The following is a 1,728-nucleotide window of genomic DNA, read 5'->3' as shown; positions in this document are numbered from 1 at the left end:
TATACCCACGTACTCTAAAGTCTAGATAGTCTGCGTTGTATACATACGGAACACCAACGATTGCATTAGCGTTGGGAGTAGATACCACAAACTCTGGTGGTAAGTTATAAGGCCTGTCATTTCTTAGTGCAAATTTCTGTAGTGTCTTATTACCACTTTCATCGCTTATTTCAACGACAATATCTGTATGCCCACCAAAGCTGCCGGCAGTTGTCCAGGTAACTCTTGGATAGCTAAGCAAACCATTGGCATCAATAGACATGTTATAAGCGGGATCTACTAACTGGAAAGTTAATTCCTCCCCTTCAGGATCAAATGCCTCTACCTGATAAGAATATGATGCTTCTGAGGTCGTTAGCAAAGAAGGCATTGATGTTATCACAGGAGCCTGATTTTCTATCGCTTCCGTCCATGTAACATCCAGTGTGGATATCAGCTCCATTACTGTTGCTGTGATGGTATCGACTCCAGAGTTCAGCCCAGAGTAACAGAAGGTCGACTCACCCACTGAGTCAGTCATGACATAGTCAAAATCCTCATTTTCCCCAGTTGTAGCAAATGCAACTCTTACTCCTGCAGCTGGTTTACCTTCACTATCAACTGTTGTCGCCATCACGCATAGGGACTCACCAATTGAGGCAGAACCATCACTTGAGCTAAGGTCAAGTGATGCGACATCACCTGGTAAACTAAACGCCATGCCTCCAGAGTATGCATATGATTCATATCGAGCATAACCGTAGTTATACATTCCCATCGGCTCACTTGCCTCCAAAAAATGAGACCCCGTTTCAATCTCTATTTGAGCAAATGAATATTCAGTACCAGGTACCTCAGTAAATAGGCTTGTATCTACACTATTTCCATTGAGTTGGACAGAGCCGACCGCTGAAGTTGCTATGACAACATTAATAAAGTTTCTATCGATCGTATAAGCAGGTGTATTAACCAAATAGCTTTTGAGGTATTGCTCAACGGGGGTGACCACCACCATCGCTGGATCCGCTTCCACTAGCGCGGGTGTGCCTCCATAACCTCCATCAAGGTTTTGCCCCGCCATATACTGCATGACCATCACGGGATGAGAGGTCTTAATATGCTGTGCATCATTGGAGAAAAACTCAAAGTACTGCTTTTTACCCAGTTTAGCTTTGTATACGCCATCAATGTATACCAACGTTTCGTCAAAAGGCGCTATAACTCGGAAGTAATCTCCACTATCGCCAAAACGGTTCTCGCTTCTCCCCCAAAAAGGGGTAGTGATATATTCTGTCGACAAACTCTCGATCGGCGGTAACTGCTCAACCAAATGATCACATGCAGATACACCTTGCGGTATAAATGCGCAAGGGTGCTGCCCTAGAACTGATATTGGTTTGTTCGATTTAATTATCGAACCTGTTAGATCTGCAAGATTAGATGCGCGAGCTTCTAAATTGTATACATCTCCCTTGTTAAGCGTGATATTAAACAAGCTTCCAACCTTAACTCGCTCATACTCGGCCGGGAAAATATCCATAGAAGCATCTATCTCGATAGAAGTATCATCTTCCGTCGCTACGATCCCTATTACAGGGTTCGTTCTCTGCATATTCGTGTAATTCTTCAATGCAACGTAATGACCAATGATATACTCATTCCCTAGAGCACTAACGGGTAGCGCCAGATGCCCGTCAGTTGAATATTGTTTATGATTCATAACATAAACAGATATATTATTGTTTGATG

At 43.2% G+C, this 1,728-nt stretch carries 1 protein-coding gene; it reads right to left on the bottom strand.

What is annotated here, in order from left to right; all coding sequences use genetic code 11:
- Positions 1 to 1,699: hypothetical protein (locus A3761_RS20875; RefSeq protein WP_197473155.1), on the bottom strand; the 1,699-nt coding region annotated here is incomplete at its 3' end.
- Between the last annotated feature and the right edge of the window lie 29 nt (positions 1,700 to 1,728).

The sequence above is a fragment of the Oleiphilus sp. HI0123 genome (genome assembly GCF_001635315.1).
The sequence above is the reverse complement of the archived record's forward strand: the minus strand, read 5'-3'. Positions and strand labels throughout refer to the sequence as shown.